At 72.2% G+C, this 17,073-nt stretch carries 17 protein-coding genes; 9 read left to right on the forward strand and 8 right to left on the reverse strand.

What is annotated here, in order from left to right; genetic code table 11:
- Nucleotides 1-114 precede the first annotated feature (114 nt).
- The gene (gene serB, locus ACTOQ3_RS14205) at nt 115-1,338 is read right to left on the reverse strand and encodes a phosphoserine phosphatase SerB (protein WP_440083843.1); all 1,224 of its coding nucleotides are present in this window, start codon (nt 1,336-1,338) and stop codon (nt 115-117) included.
- Nucleotides 1,339-1,453: 115 nt separating this feature from the next.
- On the opposite strand from serB, the gene ACTOQ3_RS14210 reads away from it, so the two are divergent.
- Both ACTOQ3_RS14210 and ACTOQ3_RS14215 read left to right on the forward strand, forming a co-directional pair.
- A complete protein-coding gene (locus ACTOQ3_RS14210; RefSeq protein ID WP_440083844.1) occupies nt 1,454-2,275 on the forward strand; it encodes a GNAT family N-acetyltransferase in 822 nt (273 codons plus the stop codon).
- Entirely contained in the window at nt 2,272-3,141 is an 870-nt protein-coding gene (locus ACTOQ3_RS14215; protein ID WP_440083845.1) for a lysophospholipid acyltransferase family protein, read from the forward strand. The genes ACTOQ3_RS14210 and ACTOQ3_RS14215 overlap by 4 nt, the downstream gene beginning before the upstream one ends.
- 182 nt (nt 3,142-3,323) lie before the next feature.
- Here ACTOQ3_RS14215 and ACTOQ3_RS14220 read toward each other — a convergent pair whose 3' ends face one another.
- The 5 genes from ACTOQ3_RS14220 to ACTOQ3_RS14240 all read right to left on the reverse strand — a co-directional run bounded on the left by ACTOQ3_RS14220 (nt 3,324) and on the right by ACTOQ3_RS14240 (nt 7,427).
- The gene (locus ACTOQ3_RS14220; RefSeq protein WP_362689997.1) at nt 3,324-4,004 is read right to left on the reverse strand and encodes a response regulator transcription factor; all 681 of its coding nucleotides are present in this window, start codon (nt 4,002-4,004) and stop codon (nt 3,324-3,326) included.
- 158 nt (nt 4,005-4,162) lie between these two features.
- The gene (locus tag ACTOQ3_RS14225; protein ID WP_440083846.1) at nt 4,163-4,714 is read right to left on the reverse strand and encodes a hypothetical protein; all 552 of its coding nucleotides are present in this window, start codon (nt 4,712-4,714) and stop codon (nt 4,163-4,165) included.
- Between the two features lie 275 nt (nt 4,715-4,989).
- On the reverse strand, nt 4,990-5,529 hold the full coding sequence (locus tag ACTOQ3_RS14230) for a hypothetical protein (protein ID WP_440083847.1): 540 nt from the start codon (nt 5,527-5,529) through the stop codon (nt 4,990-4,992).
- Nucleotides 5,530-5,622: 93 nt separating this feature from the next.
- Nucleotides 5,623-6,765, reverse strand: a complete 1,143-nt coding sequence (locus ACTOQ3_RS14235; RefSeq protein ID WP_440083848.1) for an S-adenosylmethionine:tRNA ribosyltransferase-isomerase — start codon at nt 6,763-6,765, stop codon at nt 5,623-5,625.
- Nucleotides 6,762-7,427, reverse strand: a complete 666-nt coding sequence (locus ACTOQ3_RS14240) for an SDR family NAD(P)-dependent oxidoreductase (protein WP_440083849.1) — start codon at nt 7,425-7,427, stop codon at nt 6,762-6,764. The genes ACTOQ3_RS14235 and ACTOQ3_RS14240 overlap by 4 nt, the downstream gene beginning before the upstream one ends.
- Nucleotides 7,428-7,550: 123 nt before the next feature.
- Between ACTOQ3_RS14240 and ACTOQ3_RS14245 the strand changes: the two genes are divergently transcribed.
- Nucleotides 7,551-8,690, forward strand: a complete 1,140-nt coding sequence (locus tag ACTOQ3_RS14245) for a GAF domain-containing sensor histidine kinase (RefSeq protein WP_440083850.1) — start codon at nt 7,551-7,553, stop codon at nt 8,688-8,690.
- Nucleotides 8,691-8,781: 91 nt separating this feature from the next.
- Nucleotides 8,782-9,456: a response regulator gene (locus tag ACTOQ3_RS14250; protein WP_440083851.1), complete on the forward strand. Its 675-nt coding sequence runs from the start codon at nt 8,782-8,784 to the stop codon at nt 9,454-9,456.
- A 79-nt stretch (nt 9,457-9,535) separates the two neighbouring features.
- Here ACTOQ3_RS14250 and ACTOQ3_RS14255 read toward each other — a convergent pair whose 3' ends face one another.
- Nucleotides 9,536-10,249: a hypothetical protein gene (locus ACTOQ3_RS14255; protein WP_440083852.1), complete on the reverse strand. Its 714-nt coding sequence runs from the start codon at nt 10,247-10,249 to the stop codon at nt 9,536-9,538.
- A gap of 109 nt (nt 10,250-10,358) precedes the next feature.
- Here ACTOQ3_RS14255 and ACTOQ3_RS14260 point away from each other — a divergent pair, with 109 nt between their 5' ends.
- Complete coding sequence (locus ACTOQ3_RS14260) at nt 10,359-13,070, forward strand: protein kinase domain-containing protein (RefSeq protein WP_440083853.1); 2,712 nt, start codon at nt 10,359-10,361, stop codon at nt 13,068-13,070.
- Nucleotides 13,071-13,094: 24 nt separating this feature from the next.
- Here the strand turns inward: ACTOQ3_RS14260 and ACTOQ3_RS14265 are convergent, their stop codons facing one another.
- Nucleotides 13,095-13,814, reverse strand: coding sequence for a hypothetical protein (locus tag ACTOQ3_RS14265; RefSeq protein WP_440083854.1), 720 nt, complete (start codon nt 13,812-13,814; stop codon nt 13,095-13,097).
- Nucleotides 13,815-13,880: 66 nt separating this feature from the next.
- Here ACTOQ3_RS14265 and ACTOQ3_RS14270 point away from each other — a divergent pair, with 66 nt between their 5' ends.
- From ACTOQ3_RS14270 to ACTOQ3_RS14285, 4 genes are all read left to right on the forward strand, one after another.
- Entirely contained in the window at nt 13,881-14,675 is a 795-nt protein-coding gene (locus ACTOQ3_RS14270) for an ABC transporter ATP-binding protein (RefSeq protein WP_440067878.1), read from the forward strand.
- Between the two features lie 131 nt (nt 14,676-14,806).
- Entirely contained in the window at nt 14,807-15,880 is a 1,074-nt protein-coding gene (locus tag ACTOQ3_RS14275; RefSeq protein ID WP_440083855.1) for an SPFH domain-containing protein, read from the forward strand.
- Between the two features lie 80 nt (nt 15,881-15,960).
- The gene (locus ACTOQ3_RS14280; RefSeq protein ID WP_440083856.1) at nt 15,961-16,716 is read left to right on the forward strand and encodes a sulfite exporter TauE/SafE family protein; all 756 of its coding nucleotides are present in this window, start codon (nt 15,961-15,963) and stop codon (nt 16,714-16,716) included.
- 30 nt (nt 16,717-16,746) lie between these two features.
- On the forward strand, nt 16,747-16,974 hold the full coding sequence (locus ACTOQ3_RS14285; RefSeq protein ID WP_440083857.1) for a hypothetical protein: 228 nt from the start codon (nt 16,747-16,749) through the stop codon (nt 16,972-16,974).
- The last annotated feature ends 99 nt before the right edge of the window (nt 16,975-17,073 follow it).

Consider the following 17,073-nt stretch of genomic DNA (forward strand, 5'->3'; position numbering starts at 1 on the left):
GCCGCTCCGGGGCGCGAGCGGTTCACCGCTCCGGGGGGCAGGTGGCTCATCGGCCGAGCGGGCCGAGGCGCAGGTGGCCGCGACCGTCCGCGACCGTCCGCGAGCCCGGTACGGTCAGCGGTCGGCGGCGGTGACACCGTCCTCGGCGTCGGCGTCCTCCACCTCGGCGCGGGGAATGCCGAGCAGGTAGAGGATCGAGTCGAGGTAGGGCACGTTGACCGCGGTGTCGGCGGCGCGGCGGACCACCGGCTTGGCGTTGAACGCGATGCCCAGGCCGGCCGCCGCGATCATGTCCAGGTCGTTGGCGCCGTCGCCGATGGCCACCGTCTGGCTGATCGGGATCCCCGCCTCGCGGGCGAAGCGCTCCAGCGCCCGCGCCTTGCCCGGCCGGTCGACGATCTCGCCGACCACCCGCCCGGTCAGCGCGCCGTCGACGACCTCCAGGGTGTTGGCCGCGGAGTAGTCGATCCCGAGGTCCTCCACGAGGGCGTCGGTGAGCTGCGTGAACCCGCCGCTGACGATCGCGAACCGGTAGTCGAGCCGTTTGAGCGTCCGTACCAGCGTCCGGGCGCCGGGAGTCAGCACGAGCTCCCTGCGTACCTTCTCGAAGACCTCCTCCGAGAGGCCCTCGAGCAGCGCGACCCGGCGGCGCAGCGACTCGGCGAAGTCGAGTTCGCCGCGCATCGCCTCCTCGGTGACCCTGGCGACCTCCTCCAGGCAGCCGGCGTGCGCCGCCAGCAGCTCGATCACCTCGGCCTGGATGAGCGTCGAGTCGACGTCCATCACGATCAGCCGCTTGGCCCTGCGGTGCAGGCCGGTCCGCTGCACGGCCACGTCGACCTGCTGGGTGTGCGCCTCGATGGCCAGCTCCGCCCTGAGGGTGTCGGGGTCGGCGCCGGAGAGGGACAGCTCGATGCAGGTCACCGGGTAACTGGACAGGCGTTCGATCCGGTCGATGTTGGCGCCGGCCGCGGCGATCCGCCCCGCGATGCCCGCCATGGCGGCGGGCTGCAGCGGCGCGCCGAGCACGGTGACGTTGAGTCGCCCCCTGCGCCGCTTCTCCTTCGGGTCGGAGCCGGTGGACAGCTCCACCTGCAGCCCGAGATCCTCCGCGGTCCGCTCGACGGCGGTCCAGAGGGCACCGAGGGTGCCGCCGGTGCCGGTCGGCGTGTCGCCCGCGTAGGAGACGAGGACGCCGAGGGTGAGCCGGCCGCGGATGACGACCTGCTCCACGTCGGCGACGATGACGGGGAAACCGGCCAGGACCGAGAAGAGGCGTGAGGTCACGCCCGGTCGGTCGGGGCCGTTCAACGTGATCAGGAGCGTGCGCTGGTTCATCGGTTCCTACGGTACTTGGCTCCGGATCGGGCCGTGAATGTGGTTCATCATCCGGACGCCTGGAGTTCGTGGGGCACTCCGGTCCCGTGTCACCTGCGACTGTCTTCATGAACTCATGACGACCCTTCCCATGGAGCCGCGCCTCGCCCGCTACAGCGTCGGGCTGGCCGCCACCGCCGTCGAGATGCGCGAGGCCCAGCGCCTGCGTCACCGGGTCTTCGCCGAGGAGATGGGGGCCAGGCTGGACAGTCCCATCACCGGCCTGGACGTCGATCCGCTCGACGCCTACTGCGACCACCTCCTGGTGAGGTGTGACGACACGGGTGAGGTCGTCGGCACCTACCGGCTGCTCGGCCCCCGCCGGGCCGACCGCCTCTACTCCGACTCCGAGTTCGACCTGGGCGCGCTGGCGGGCATCCGGGGGAACATGGTGGAGGCAGGCCGGGCCTGCGTGCACCCGGGCCACCGGGGTGGCGCGGTGCTCGGGCTGATGTGGGCGGGAATCGCCCGCTACATGGTGGCCGGAGGGTACGGCTGGCTGGCCGGGTGCTGCTCGGTGCCGGTGGCCGACGCCGCCGAGATCATGGAGCGGGTGCCGCTCTCCCCGCCCGGCTACCGCGTCACGCCGCACCGCCCCTGGCGGGCGGATCCGATCTCCGCCGTGCCGTCGCAGTGGGAGGACCCGGTCTCAGCCGTGCCGTCGCAGCGGGAGGAGCCGATCTCCGCCCCCTCGCGGCGCGAGGACGCCTCCGCGTCCGCCACGAGGCCGGGACGGGCGCTGCCGCCGCTGCTGCGCGGGTACATGCGGCTGGGCGCCTGGGTCTGCGGCCCGCCCGCCCACGACCTCGACTTCGGTACGGCCGACTTCTTCGTACTGCTCTCGATGGCCGAGGCGGACCCCCGCTACCTGCGCCACTTCCTGGGAGCCACCTCGTGAACCCGTGGATGCCGACGGCGCCGTGCGGGCCCGCCGGATGTCTCCTCCCGCCGGGATCGAGGGCCGCCGGGCCGCGCAGGGCGCTGCGACTGGCGGCGATCGCACTGGTCGTCCTGGCGGGGACGGTGCTGGCGCTCGCGGCCCGCGGGCTCGGCACGACGGGCAGGATCCGGCTGACGAGCGCCTGGTCCCGGCTGGTACTGCGGGCCGTCGGCGTACGGGTCGAGGTGCGCCGGGGTTTCACGTTCATGGCCGGCTCCGTCTCCCGGCCCCGTCCGGTCGCCGGCGGGCCGTCCGGGGCCGCTCCGCTGATCGTGGCCAACCACGTGTCGTGGCTGGACCCGCTCGTCATGGCGGCGGTCCTGCCGAGCCGCCTGCTCGCCAAGCACGAGATACGGGTGTGGCCGGTGATCGGTCTGCTGGCGGCCGGGGCGGGCGCGCTGTTCATCGACAGGGACCGGCTCTCCGCGCTGCCCGAGGCCGTCGACGGGGTGGCCGCCGCGCTCGCCGACGGTCACCCGGTGGCGGCCTTCCCCGAGGGGACGACCTGGTGCGGACGCGGGATGGGCTCCTTCAGGCCCGCGGTGTTCCAGGCGGCCCTGGACGCCGGGGCCCCGGTCAGGCCGGTGGCGATCAGGTATCTGGAAGGGGAGGACGCCCTGGCCACCGGGCCCGCCTATGTCGGCGACGACCCCCTCTGGGCCTCGATCCGCCGCGTGGTGGCCGTCCGGAGGCTGACGGTGGAGGTGACGATGCTGCCCGCGGTGTGGGGACGTGACCGCAGGGAGCTGGCCTGGGCGGCCGAGTCGTCCGTCGCCTCGGTGCTGGTCGCCGGTGCCGCGCACGGTCTCCCCGTCGCCGCCTGACGGGGAGGCGGGCGCCGGTGGCCACCGACGCCCGGAAACCTCGTCGGCCGGGCCCCTTCCCGGCCGGGGCCCTTTCTGAAGGGCCGGTACGCCGCCTCGGACGGCGTTCGAACGTGGACCGTGCCAGCGGCGCCGGGGGACCGGTCCCCGGAATCGGGGACAAGGAGACAGGGAGACAGGGCTCAGGCCGAGCCCAGGTAGGTGATGACGGCCGCCACCCGGCGATGGGTGTCGGGGCTGTTCTCCAGGGCGAGCTTCATGAAGATCGAGTTGACGTGCTTCTCGATGGCCGAGACCGACAGGTGCAGGGCGCGGGCGATGCCTCCGTTGGACAGGCCGTGCGCCATCTCCCTGAGCACGTCCAGCTCCCTGGGCGTCAGCTCCGCGGGCGGGGGGCCGCCGCGCACCCCGCGCTTGGCCAGCAGGCCCTCCACCACCTTGGGGTCGATCACCGAGCCGCCCCCGGCCACCGACCTGATCGCGCCGAGCAGCTCGTCGATGTCACCGACCCGGTCCTTGAGCAGGTACGCACGGCCCTCGGTGCCGTCCCTGAACAGGTCCAGGGCGAACATCGCGTCGGAGAACTGGGAGAGCACCACGACCCCGATGTCCCGTGAGGTGGCGCGGATGCGGTGCGCCGCGTCGATGCCCTCCATCCCCGGGCGGACGAGATCGGCCGAGCCCGGCATCCGGATGTCGGTGACCACCACGTCGGGGCGCAGTCGCCCGGCGGCGTCGAGCAGCTCGTCCGCGGTGCCCACGGCGGCCACCACCTCGATCTCACCGGAGGTCTCCAGGAGCCTGCGGGTGCCCTCGCGCACCAGGTAGTGGTCCTCGGCCAGGACCACTCTCAGTTCAGCCATGAATCGCGCACCGCCGGAAACTCGCCGTGGGAACCATGGGGAGATCCTGCCCGGTACGGGGTGGCGTGCATATGAGGTTGCCCGCACCCCGTGGTCCCGGAGCGTGAAAGGGAGCGGGCCCCGGCCTGTGGCAGGACGGGGCCCCTCGAAAAGTGGGATCAGCGCACGATGCTGGTCTTGACCTTCTTCACGAAGTACCAGCTCTTGATGCCCATGCGCTCCAGTTCGTCCCTGGAGAGGTTCTCGGCACCGGTCGGGACGTCATAGGCGTCGACGCCGAGGATGGCCTGCGCGGTCCGTCCCGACTTCTTGCCGAGCTTCACGGTGATCGCGATGGCCTCGTAGTCGTCGACCTCGACGATGTCGGGGCTCCAGCACCAGAGCCCGTCATCGTAGTTGTCACACGAGGTGCCCTTGGGGGCGGAGATCGAGACGACCTTCGAGCCCTTGGGCAGTAGGCCGCCCGTGAAGAAGTAGTCGGCCTGGTGCGGGCCCTTGTTGACGGCCTTGATCTTGTAGGTGATCTTCCCGCCCGCCTTGACCTTCTTCGGCGCGGAGACGGTGACCGCGAAGGTGGAGTACGGCTCCGCCTTGACGGCCGCCGCCGGTGCCTGCGCCGAAGCGGCCGAGGAGGGGGCGGCGAGGAGCATGCCGCCGGCCAGCGGGGTGACCAGAGCAATAGCAACGATCTTGGAGATCGGGTGGCGCATCAAACGTCTCCCAGCTGAAGAGTCAAGGGGACGCCTGGAACGTCCCATAAAGTCCGCAGCGTTTTATCACATATGGAGATGTAAAGAGAAATTATATTCTGCTACGTGATTTGAACGGAACAGTTGGGTGCGGCGCCGTACCGGACGACACGGGCCCCCGGCCCGCCCGTCCGGCGCGTGCCACATCGCCGCTCACCAAGGCGTTTCCCGGCGTTGTAATATCCACTGCTTTCGGTAATCGCCCCTGGTCAGAAGGTGCCGGGTGAAAAACGTGGCTAGCGGAGAACCCGGGTCTTCACCCGCACGTACTTGACGTCGGTGCCGACGTCGATGCCGTGAATGTCGAGGGTGCCCAGCCCGCCCGCGGGAACGTCGATCGAGGCCGAACCGAAATCGGCGGTCGCGGTGCCCCGGGCGCCGTCCCTCAGCCAGACCCTGACCTTGAGGGTGGCCGTCCTGCCGGGGTTCAGGGTGTCGAACAGGCAGCCCACCTCTCGCCCCGAGACCTCGCAGTACGAGCCGGAGGGCTTGCCGACGATACGGACCTTGGAGACCTGCGAGGGAAGGCGGCCGCCGACGTAGGCGATGTCGGTGTACCACTCGCCGACGTTCTTGACCCTGAGCGTGTAGACGTACGAGTCGCCCGCCCAGGCCCTGCGCGGGTAGGAGACGGTCGTCTTCAGCGGCGCGAGCGGCTGGTCCACGACCCCCTGTGGCGCGGTGGTCGGGAAAGCCGCGGCGTTCGCGGTCCCGGGGGTGAGCAGCATGCCTCCCGCCAGGGCGATGGCGGCGAAGGCGGTCAGGTGCCGGCGCATTTCTTTACTCCAGTCGGAATTCGGTGATCCCCGGTGATTACCGGCCCAGCATGCGGGGCCCGACTTGGAAAACCCTTGTGACTGACTGGCCGGCTACCCGGTGATCAGGTGGACGTCGCCGAATTCGTGCCAGAGATAGCCCTCTCCGAGCGCCTCCGCGTACGACCGCGAGAGCAGCTCGCGGCCGGCGATCGCCGACAGCATCAGCAGGTGGCTGGAGCGCGGCTCGTGCAGCCCGGTGAGCAGGCCGCTCACCGCCCTCACCCCGACCTCGGGAGTCACGATGTGCGAGGTCCAGCCGTCCGCGGCCCGGACCCGGCCGGTGGCCAGCGCGGCCGTCTCCAGCGCCCGGACCACGGTCGTGCCGACCGCGATCACCCGGCCGCCGGACTCGCGCGCGAGCTCCACCTGCCGCGCGGTGGCCTCGGGCACCTCGAACCGCTCCGGGTAGGGCGGCTCGTCCTTCTCCGGGGACGCCACCCCCGTGTGCAGGGTGATCGGTGCGATCCCGACCCCGCGCGACACCAGGGAGGTCACCAGCCCGGTGGTGAACGGCCGCCCCGCGCTGGGCATCTCCGCGCTGCCGGGCCGGACCCCGAACACGGTCTGGTAGTCGGCCAGCGGCCAGTCCCTGTCCACGTAGGAGTAGCGGATCGGCACGCCGTACCGGCGGAGGTAGTCCGTGACCTCGCGGTCCAGGCTCGCCCGCCACAGACGCGGCGTCTCGCGCCCCAGCAGCCGCAGCGTCGCCCCGCCGGGCAGCGGCAGCCACTCCCCGTCCGCGCCGCCGCGGTAGGGCTCACCGGCCGTCTCCGTGTCCCCGAGGCCCCCGAGAGCCCCGGCGCCCGCGCCCGCCGAAGGACCCCGCTCCCGGAGGCGGCGGAGCTCGACCAGCCAGGTCCCGTCCTCGCGTTCGGTGGAGAAGTGCACCGCGAGCCGGTCCAGCCGGACGGCGGCGGGGAGCGTGCCGGAGTTGTTGACCACCAGCAGGTCGCCGGGGCCGAGCAGGCCGGGAAGATCGGCGAACGCGTGGTGGCCGACCTCTCCGGTGCCCCGGTCCGAGACCAGCAGGCGCACCCCGTCGCGGGCCAGCCCCCGGGCCTCCGGCGGCTCGTGCGCCTCCAGCTCGCGCGGGAGCACGAAGTCCGCGGCCATGGCGTCCGCCGCGGGCAGGCTCGCCACCCCGCCCCGTCCGCCGGTGCCCCAGCCCCCCGTACGGTCCTCTCGCCCGCTCATCCGTGCCTCACCCGGCCGCTGTCCGGGCGGTCGGCGATCAGCCGTCGCAGGGTGGGGACGACGGTCTCCGGGCCCGGGGCCTCCGCCGCCTCCCCGGCACCGACGGCGTCGGCGAGCATGGCGGTGGACATCTCGCCCGGATCGACCCACCAGACCGCGACGTCCGGCTCCTCGACGGCCAGCACGTGGGAGAGCTGCTCCAGGGCCGCCTTGGTCGCGCCGTACCCGCCCCAGCCCTCGTACGCCTCCACCGCCGCGTCGGAGGAGATGTTCACGATCGCGCCGCGCCGTTCCCTGAGCCCGCGCAGGTTCGCCTGGATCAGCGCCAGCGGGGCCAGCACGTTGACCCGGAACAGCTCCTCGAGCGTGTCGGCCGGGTATCCGGCCAGCGGTGGCAGCGGGACCGCGCCCAGTCCCGACGCGTTGTTGACCAGCAGGTCCAGCCCGCCGTGTTCCCGTACGGCGAGCGCCAGCCGGTCGCGATGAGCGGGGTCGGCGACGTCCCCGGCCAGGGCGAGGGCGCCGAGCTCGTCCGCGGCGGCTCGCAGCGCGTCCTCGCCCCGCGCGGTGAGGATGAGCCGCCAGCCGTCGGCGGCGAGGGAGCGGGCCAGTTCCAGGCCGAGGCCGCGGGAGGCGCCGGTGATGAGTGCGGTCTTCGTCATGCCTCGACGCTAGGAGCCGCCCGCCCGCCGCACATCGGCCGCCGGACCGGGCCCGGGGTGGGCTGATGGGCCTAGGACCGATGGCGTACGCGGCGGGCGCCCGCCGCCGCCTAGAGTCGGTTCGTGAGCCCCGAGAGCGAGGAGAGCGAGGACCGGGACGCCGTGCTGCACGCGGTGAGCTCGGCCGTCCTCGCGGTGACCAGACACCTGTCGGTCCGGGAGGTGCTCCAGGTCATCGTGCGGTCGGCGCGGCGGTTGCTGGACGCCCGCTACGCCGCGCTGGGCGTGCCCGACGACCAGGGGGCGTTCGCCGAGTTCGTCGCCGAGGGCATCTCCGACGAGCAGTGGGACGCGATCGGGCCGATGCCCCGCCAGCACGGCATGCTCGGCGCCATGCTGCGCGAGGGCGCGCCGGTCCGGCTGCCCGACATCCGCAGGGACCCCAGGTTCGAGTACTGGCCGCGCGCCCATCCGGTGCTCAAGGACTTCCTCGGGGTGCCGATCCTCGACGGGGACGAGGTACTCGGCATCATCTTCCTGTCCAACAAGCGGACCCCCGGCGGCTTCACCGAGGCCGACCAGCGGCTGCTCACCATGTTCGCCGCGCACGCCGCGATCGCCCTCACCAACGCCCGCCTGTACGAGCGGGGCCGGGAGCTCACGCTGGTCGAGGAGCGCACCCGGATGGCCAGGGAACTGCACGACGCGGTGACCCAGAAGCTGTTCTCGCTGCGCCTCACCGCGCAGGCCGCGGCGTCGCTGGTCGTCGACGATCCCGTACGGGCGCTGCGGGAGCTCGACCGGGTGGAGCGGCTGGCTGGGGAGGCGCTGGCCGAGCTGCGCGCGGTGATCGTGGAGCTCCGCCCGGCCGAGCTCGACCGGCACGGCCTGGCCGAGACGCTCCGCAAGCACGTCCGCCTGCTCGACCGGCTCCACCCGGCCGCGTTCTCGTTCGAGGAGTCCCCGGTGTGCGAGCTCGAACCGGTGATCGAGGTGGCCGTCCTCCGGGTGGCCCAGGAGGCGCTGCACAACGCCTCCAGGCACTCGGCGGCGCGTACCGTCGAGGTCCGGCTGGGCTGTGAGGGCGGGCGCGTGTTCCTGGAGGTGAGTGACGACGGGGCCGGGTTCGACGTGACCGCCGCGGCGGGCCGGGGGCTGGGCATCGCCTCGATGGGCGACAGGGCGGAATCCGTCGGCGGGAGCGTGCGGGTGAGGTCGGAGCCCGGGCGGGGCACGCTCGTCCGGATGGAGGTGCCCGGGTGATCCGTGGTGCGAGGAGAGGTGATCGCATGACCCGTGGGCCGAAGGGGTGTCCGTGCGGTCCGCCGTCCGCGGTCCGGACGGAGGTGCCCGGATGATCCGCGTCCTGATCGCCGACGACCACCCGGTCGTCCGGCAGGGCCTTCGTACCTTCCTGGCCCTGCAGGAGGACCTCGACGTGGTCGGCGAGGCCGCCGACGGCGCCGAGGCGGTCGCCCTGGTCGGGTCTCTCGCCCCTGACGTGCTGCTGCTCGACCTGAAGATGCCGGTTCTCGACGGGCTCGGCGCGCTGCTCCTGCTGGAGGAACGAGGACTGTCGCCGAGGGTGCTCGTGCTGACCTCGGTCAGCGACAGGGGCGACGTGGCCCCGGCGATGCGGGCGGGCGCGGCGGGTTTCCTCTACAAGGACGTCGAACCGGCCGCGCTCGTGCACGCGATCCGGGCGGTGCACGGTGGCCAGGTGCTGCTCGCTCCCGAGGCCGCCGAGGCGATGCTGTCGGGTCCCGGACCCGTCCCGTCCGCGCGGGAGGACGGGCGCGCGGGCGGTCGTGAGGGCGACCGAGAGGGCAGGCATGTGGCGGCGCTGACCGACCGGGAGCGCGAGGTGCTCGCGCTGATCGCGTCGGGCCGCTCCAACCGGGAGATCGCCAGGCAGCTCGCGGTGGCGGAGAAGACGGTGAAGACCCACGTCTCCAACGTGCTGATGAAGCTGGGCGTGCAGGACAGGACCCAGGCCGCCCTCTACGCGGTACGGAACGGCCTGGCCTGACGGCGCCCGGCCTGACGGCGCCGGACCGGACGGTGTCCGGTCCGGCGGTTCCCGGTACGGGCGAGAGACCTCTGCGGCGTCAGGTGTCCTTCTTCTCCTCGCGCCGGTCCGGCGGCGGCGGGGGCGGGGGCGGCGGAGGTGGTGGAGGTGGCGGGTTGTAACCTCCCCCTCCGCCCTTGGGTTTGGGCGGCGTGGGGTGGACGATCTTGGTTTTGACCGTCTTGAGGTAGTACCAGTGGGGGAAGGCCAGCCGCTTCCATTCCGAGCGGTTGAGGTCCTCGCCTCCGGTCGGGACGTTCCAGGTGTCGGCGCCGAGCCTGGCGACCGCGGTGCCCTTGGTCCGCTTCTTCGGCTTGACCCAGATGCGTACCGTCTCCGACTCGCCCTTCTCGAGAATCCACGGCGTCACGCACCAGAAGCCGTCGTCGTAGAAATCGCAGTCCGTGCCCTTGGGGCCCTTGTAGTAAACGGTGTCGTTGATGCCTTTCGGCAGGACGGTCCCGCCGACGTAGAAGTAGTCGGCCTTGCTCGGCCCCCGGTTGGTGACCTTGACCTCGTACATGAACTCGCGGCCGTTCCTGACCCGTTTCGGTGCCTTCACCGAGACCTTGAACGCCGACCAGGGCCGGTCCTGCCGCACCCCGGACGGGGCCAGAACGCCCGCGGGGGCCGCGGGCAGGACCGCTGAGGGAGCCAGGGACGGCGCGTTCACGGTGGCGGCCGAGGCGGCGGGGACGATCGCGAGCGGAGCGATGAGGCTGAGACCTAGAAGCGTGCCGAAGCTTCGGCGCATGGGCGTCTCCGCACGAGCTCGGGGTGAGCGCAGTCACCATTTGTTTCATGAATTATGGCGTAAGCGGGATGCGCCGGAATAGTGAATGATCTACCTGAACATTAGTTGTTTGCGTATCTTTGGTTACTCGGGGGACGCCAGCGACTCATGGCTGGACGACGGGGAGGCTCACGTGCCGGACACGAACCCGCTGCGCAGGGAGGACCCCGAGTCACTGGGCGACTACCGGCTGCTCGGCCGCCTCGGCGAGGGGGCGCAGGGCGTGGTCTACGCGGGCCGGGGACCCGACGGGGCGATGGTCGCGATCAAGCTGCTCCACCCCCGGTTGAGCGACACCGGCATGGACGGCGACCGCTTCCTCCGCGAGGTCTCCGCCGCCCGCCGGGTGGCGCCGTTCTGCACGGCCCAGGTGCTGGGCGCCCACGTGGACGGCGACCGCCCCTACATCGTGAGCGAGCTGGTCGAGGGCGTGTCCCTGCAGCGGGTCGTGCAGTCCGGGGGACCCCGGCGCGGCAACGTGCTCCACCGGCTCGCGGTCGGCACCGTGACCGCGCTGGCCGCCATCCACCGGGCGGGCATCGTGCACCGCGACTTCAAGCCCAGCAACGTGCTGCTCGGCCCCGACGGACCCCGCGTGATCGACTTCGGTATCGCCAGGGCCCTGGACTCGGCGATGACCGTGACGAGCGGCGTGGTCGGCACCCCCGCCTACATGTCGCCGGAACAGGTCTCGGGGCAACGCGTCGAGCCCTCGTCCGACATGTTCAGCTGGGCGCTGACGATGACCTTCGCCGCGACCGGGCGGCCCGCGTTCGGCCAGGACAGCGTGCCCGCGGTCATCTACAGGGTGATGAACGAGAGCCCGGACCTGTCCGCGCTCCCCGACACCCTGCGGCCGATCGTCGCCTCCTGCCTCAGCAAGCACGCCGCGGAGAGGCCCAGCGCCTCGGAGGTGCTGTTCGCGCTCCTGGAGACCCAGTCCGACGAGGCCTTCGCCGTACCGCCCGTGTCCCCGCCGTCCGCCGGCGAGCGGCCGGTCGCGAATGAGCGGTCGTCCGCCGGGGAGCGGCCGATCGCGGATGGGCGGACACCCGCGGATGGGCGGTCATCCGCCGAGGAACGTCCGCCCGCCGACGAGCGGTCGTCCGCCGAGGAGCGGCCACCCGCCCCCGAGACACTGTGGGTGCGGCCGTCGGGGGAGGACCCGAGGAGCGGGAGGCCCGGTGCCGCCCCCGGCCGTACCCCGGGCGGCCGGGCGGGCCCTCCCGGCGACCGTCCCGGTGGCGCTCCGCACGGCGGGCCCCCGGCCCCCGGTGCCTCCCGGAGGCGTCCGGGTGCGCCGGGCGGCCCCCCGCCCATGGTCAACCCCTTCGCCTCCCCCGCCGGGCCCGCGCGCTACCCCGGCAACCTGACGCCCGTGGGCCGGCGGCCCGCTCCCTCTCCCGCACCGCCCGAGGGGGTCTACCCCCCGCCGCCACCGCAGCGTCCGGACCTCTTCGCCGACGCGACCCCCGTGGCACCCGGCGAGCGCGGCGCGCGGCGCAGGCGCGCCGTCCTGGTGACCGCGGTGCTCTCGGGGGCCCTGACCCTGGCCGCCGCCGCGCTGGTCGCGGTACCGAACCTGCGGGGCGATGCCGCGACCCCCGACGCCCCGCCGGCCACACGAGGCGCCCTGGCCGGTGACGGTACGCGGAAGCCACCCCCGGTTCCCTCCACGCCGTCCCCGGCGACCGCCTCCCAGGCTCCCCCCGCGCGGGCCACGCAGGCTCCCACCGCCGTCACGGACGTCCTGACCCCCGCGCCCACGGCGAGCCTCACGACCGCCCCCACCTCCGGGCCGTCCCGGCCGCCCACCCCGCGGACCACGGTGGTGACCTTCGACGGCCAGGACGGCAAGACGCTCAAGGGGCACACCAAGGCCGTCCAGTCCCTCGCCGGCGTCAAGATCGGGAAGAGGCCCACGGTGGTCTCGGGCAGCCAGGACGGTTCGCTCGGGCTCTGGGACCCGGCCAAGCACAAGCGGCTCCACCGGCTCCGCGGCCACCGGGGCGAGGTCTACGCGGTCGCCACCGTCACCTTCGGCGGCAGGCCGTACGCGGTGACCGGCGGCTACGACCACTCCGTCCGCCTGTGGAGCCTGAAGTCCCGCAAGAGCACAGCCCTGGGCCACCACCCCATCGCGGTCTTCGCCGTCGCGGCCGGCACCGTGAACGGTTCGCCGCTGGCCGTCACCGGGGACGGCGACGGCACGCTCTACTTCTGGAACCTGAAGAGCCGCAGGCTGCTCAAGACCATCTCCGCGCACCGCGACGACGTCAACTGGCTCGCCTTCGGCAAGATCGGCAAACGGTCCGTCGTCGTGTCCGCCAGCGCCGACGAGACGCTGGGCATCTGGGACCTCGTCACCAGGAAGCGGTACGGCAAGGTCTACAAGGGGCACGGCGGGCAGGTCTTCTCGGTGGCCTTCGGCAAGCTGGGCGACCGCACCGTGATCGCCTCGGGCGGCAAGGACAAGAAGATCAGGATCTGGGACCCCACGTCGTCCAAGACCGTCGGCAAGCCGCTCGGGGGCCACGGCGGCAACGTCTACTCCCTGGCGTTCGGCAAGGTCGACGGCCACACCGTGCTGGTGTCGGGCAGTACGGACGGGACCGTCCGGCTCTGGGACCCGGCCGAGGGCAAGCCCCTCGGCAAGCCGGTCAAGGCCCACAAGGGCGGGGTCTACTCGGTGGGCGTCATGCCCGTCGGCGACCGTACTCTGGTCGTCTCGGCGGGCAAGGACCGTGCCGTCAAGCTCTGGAGGCTGACCTCCGCCCGATGACCCGCCCCCGAACCGTCAATGCCGTCAGACCAGCTCGGTGATGGCGTGGTGGGCGACCACCCGGGCCCGGCGCACCGCGCGGTCGAGCTCGCGCAGGGCCTCACCGCGTACGGCGATCTGGCCCGAGGTGAGCCCGCGGTCGTCGGCGACCCGGAGCACCGCGGCGAGGCGGGCGGCCAGGGCGGCGACCCGGTGCGCTCTGGCGGGGTAGCCGGGAGCCAGGCCGTCGTCCACCATCTCCAGCCGCCGGTGGCCCTGGGCCGGGCCCTCCACGCCGAGCAGGGCGTCGGTGGCCACGCGCATGGCGCGGGTCAGCTCGTGCTCGGCCTCGGCGAGGGAGGGCAGGTCGGGGGCCGCGGTACGGGCCTCCAGCACGGTCCAGCGAACCCCGGCGTACGATGACCCGCGGCGGTCGTTTACCGGGACCAGGCCGAGGCATCTGCCGGGAAGCACGGCTGTCGCCGCCTGCCCGGCCTCGATGGCCGCGGAATTGAAGGGGGGCGGTCCGGTGAGCCCGAGTGGGTCGCCCGCGATGGGGAGGGCCAGTCGCAGCGACTTCATGCCCTCGATCCGCAGGTCGGCGAGGAACCCGCGAAGGGGGAGGTCGCCGGTCTCACCGGCGACGAGTTGGGGGCCTGCCTGCCGCTCCACGCGGTCGGCGGCCTCGTCGAGGCCGACCTGTCCGGCGAGCCAGGCATTGCCCCAGCAGACCAGGGTGGCCGAGATCGGTGAATCAGGGTGCACCGATCCACGATATGCGCTTGTCCTGCAATAGGTTTTGTTCCAGCGATTCACAAGGAGGCATAGGGGATGGGCGGTCAGGTGCTTCGGCTACAGGACGTCACCGTCCGCAGGGATGGGGCGGCCCTGCTGCGGGAGATCGACTGGACCGTTCACGAGGACGAGCGGTGGGTCGTCATCGGTCCCAACGGCGCGGGAAAGACGACGTTGCTACAGGTGGTCGGGGCGATGCTGTTCCCCACCGAGGGCATCGTCGAGATCCTGGGTGAGCGGCTCGGCCAGAGTGACGTCTTCGAACTTCGGCCCCGCATCGGGCTCGCGAGCGCCGCGCTGGCGGAGAAGGTGCCGCCGGAGGAGAAGGTCATCGACCTGGTGCTCACGGCCTCGTACGCCATCCTCGGCCGCTGGACGGAGGAGTACGACTCCCACGACGTCACGCGCGCCGTCGAGCTGATCGACCAGCTCGGCTGCGCCCACCTGATCCGGCGCCGGTTCAACACGCTGTCCGAGGGGGAGCGCAAGCGGGTCCAGATCGCCCGCGCGCTCATGCCGAACCCGGAGCTGCTGCTGCTGGACGAGCCCGCCGCGGGCCTGGATCTGGGCGGGCGCGAGGACCTGGTCCGCCGCCTGGCGACGTTCGCGCACGACCCGACCGCGCCGACCATGGTGCTGGTCACCCACCACGTGGAGGAGGTGCCCAGCGGGTTCACCCACGCGCTGCTGCTGCGGCACGGTTCCGTGGTGGCCCAGGGGCCGATCGACCAGGTGATGACCGCGGAGAACCTGTCGCGCACCTTCAGCGTCCCGCTCACCCTGGATCGGGGGCGCGACGGCCGCTGGTACGCGCGGGCGCACCAGCTCTGAGGGCGCACCGGTTTCGAGACGGTCCCGAGACAGTTCCAAGACTGTTTCGGCCGTTCAAAGGCCGGTGAAGGGAAAAGCAAATATCCTGCCGGGTCAAGAGTTCCACGTCACTCGACCGCCCGGGATGGCTCATGGAATCGCTTGTCGCCGCACTCGTCGTCGTGGCCGTGGCGGCGTTCGCCGCCTATCGGACGGTTCGCGTCGTGCCGCAGGCCACGGCGGGCGTCGTGGAGCGGTTCGGGCGCTACCACAGGACGCTCGCTCCCGGGCTGAACCTCGTGGTGCCGTTCATCGACCGGATCAAGGACACGGTCGACCTTCGCGAGCAGGTCGTCGCCTTCCCGCCGCAGGCGGTCGTCACCTCAGACAACCTCGTCGTCTCCGTCGACACGGCCGTCTCCTTCCAGGTGGTGGACGCCCGCGCGGCGACCTACGAGATCGCCAACTTCCTGACCGCCGTCGAGCAGCTCACCGTGACCACCCTGCGCGACGTGGTCGGCGGGATGAGCGTGGACCGCGCGCTGGCCTCCCGCGAGGAGATCGGAGCCGAGCTGCGCGAGGCGCTCGACGCCGTCACGGGCGCGTGGGGCCTCCGTGTCGTTCGGGTCGAGCTCACGGCGATCGACCCGCCCGTCTCCGTCCAGGAGTCCATGGAGAGGCAGGCCCGCGCCGACCGCGACAGGCGGGCCGCGGTGCTCGCGGCCGAGGGGCAGAAACAGGCGGCCGTCCTCGCCGCCGAGGGCCAGCGGCAGGCCGCCGTACTGAGGGCGCGCGGCGAGGCGGAGGCCACGGTGCTCAAAGCGCGGGCCGACGCCGAGGCGAGGGCGACGCGGGCCCGGGGGGAGGCCGACGCGATCGGCATGCTCCTACGCGCCGTCCACGGGGGCGGTCCCGGCTCGGAGCCTCTCGTCCACGCGTACCTGCGGGCACTCCGCGAGATCGCCAAGGGGGACGCCGGCGAGCCGTGGACCGTCTCGCCGGACCTGAGGCGGGTCCTCGAAAGCCTGGCGGACCTTCTCCCGGCGGAGGACGAGTCCCCGGACACGCAGAGGTCTCCGGTCAAGGAGGAGCTCTCGGACAGGGACAGGTATCCGGTGAAGGGCGGGTCCCACAACGTGGACAGGTTTCCGGAGACGAAGAAATCCCCGGTCAGGGAGGGATTTCCGGTGAGGGACACGCCTGTCGAGGACACCCCTGCCACCTGATGTCGTCGATCTCCTCTTACCATCCGGTGAGTGCCGTGCACCTGTACATGGGCGCGAGCCTTACCAGTGAGGGGAAGTGCATGACACCGTGGGAGGCGGTCGCGATCTTCGTGGCCGGCATCGGGGCCGGGGGCATCAACGCCGTCGTCGGTTCCGGGTCTCTGATCACGTTCCCGACGATGGTCGCGCTGGGCATGCCGCCGGTCGTCGCCAACGTCTCCAACACCATCGGCCTGGTCCCCGGGTCGCTGACCGGCGCCCTCGGCTACCGGGTGGAGCTGAGGGGGCAGCGCCGGCGGCTGGTCAGGCTGGCGATCCCCGCGGTGACCGGCGCGGTGGCCGGCGGGGTGCTCCTCCTCTACCTCCCCGCGAAGACGTTCGACATCGTCGTGCCCATCCTGATCGGCGTGGCGTGCGTGCTGGTGGTGATCCAGCCGAGGCTCAACAGATGGCTGAGCGCCCGGCGGGAGCATGCCCGCCCGCACGGGGGCCCCTGGCTCTGGGGCGGCATCCTCGCGAGCGGCGTCTACGGCGGTTACTTCGGCGCGGCCCAGGGCGTGCTGCTCATCGGGCTGATGGGCACTTTCCTCGACGACGGCCTGCAGCGGGTCAACGCGGCCAAGAACGTGCTCGCGCTGCTGGTCAACGCGGCCGCCGCGCTGCTGTTCGTCGTGATCGCGGAGGTCGACTGGCTGGCGGCCCTGATGGTGGCGCTGGGCGCCGCGATCGGTGGTTTCCTCGGTGCGAAGGTCGGCAGGAGGCTGCCCGCCCCGGTGCTGCGCTGGTTCATCGTCTGCATCGGAGTAGTGGCGATAGTCAAACTGGTGTACGGGTGAACCTGCCCCTTACCGGGTACCTATATAGGTATGAAAGGTGACAAAGTCGAGGTTGTCATCGACGCAGGAGACAGTTCCCGTACCTACGAGGTCAGCGCCACCAGAGCGGGGCGCCGGGTTGAGGTGGCCAACGCCCGAGGCGGCGTCGTCGAGGTGAGCGAGGTCACCCGGAGCGGAACGGCCGTGCGCACCGCCCGCTTCATGTCCAGCCGTATTCTCGCCCTGGTCGAACACCCCGCCGACGGCAAGCCGACATAGGCCGGGCCGGCGGCGGGCCGGTTCTCGTCACGCCCGGGTGGGACACCCGTCACGCCTGGGCGGGGCGCAGGGTCTGCGTCGCGCCCGGACGGGACACCC

Source organism: Streptosporangium sp. LJ11, assembly GCF_051918945.1.
Classification (GTDB): Bacteria; Actinomycetota; Actinomycetes; order Streptosporangiales; family Streptosporangiaceae; genus Streptosporangium.